1 pseudogene is annotated in these 699 nt (G+C 74.2%); it reads left to right on the top strand.

The features are described from left to right. A pseudogene (locus ACFQBR_RS33595) lies at window positions 1-699 on the top strand (hypothetical protein); the annotation flags it as partial.

Raw genomic sequence — 699 nt, 5'->3', positions numbered from 1 at the left:
CGTGCCCGGCCACCAGATCATCAGCCAGATCTTCGCGAGCATGGACAGCATCATCCAGCGCATCCAGATCGGCAGGGGGACCCGCCACCACCGCGACCACAACCTGACCGCGAGCGCCCACAAGGGCGCCGCGATCGAGGGCGTGCTCTCCGCGGTCTTCTCCGCGGGCATGGACGGGCTGTTCAGCAAACACCTGTCCGACCTGTTCAGCAAAGGCCTGACCGACCTCAAACTCCTGCCCGACCCGCCCCCGCTGATCAAAACCGGCCCCGACGGGCCCGGCGGGCCGCCCCCGGTCGGCCCGCCGCTGCGCGAGAGCCCCGACGGACCCCCGCCCGGGCCGCCCTCGGGTCCTCCCGACGGGCCGCCTGCGGGGCCGGTCAAAGACGACCCGCCGCCCCTCAACCGCGACACCGACACCCCGCCACCCCCCGGCGGCGGAGGCCCCGACGGACCCCCCGCCAGGCCCAAGGACGACCCCCCGGCCGGACCGGTCAAGGACGACCCGCCCACGGCACCGGTCAAGGACGACCCCCCGGTCAACCCGGACCGGGGCCCGGACTCGCCCGCGCCCAAGGACACGGGTCCCACACCCGCGCCCAGGGACACCCCGCCGGCGCCGCCGTCGTTGAACAAGGACCTGGCCGAGGTGTTCGGCCGCCACAACGACGAGTTCCTCACCCCCTACAACCCCGCCAG

It is taken from the genome of Nocardiopsis tropica (assembly GCF_042660575.1).
Classification (GTDB): domain Bacteria; phylum Actinomycetota; class Actinomycetes; order Streptosporangiales; family Streptosporangiaceae; genus Nocardiopsis; species Nocardiopsis tropica.
The sequence above is the reverse complement of the archived record's forward strand: the minus strand, read 5'-3'. Positions and strand labels throughout refer to the sequence as shown.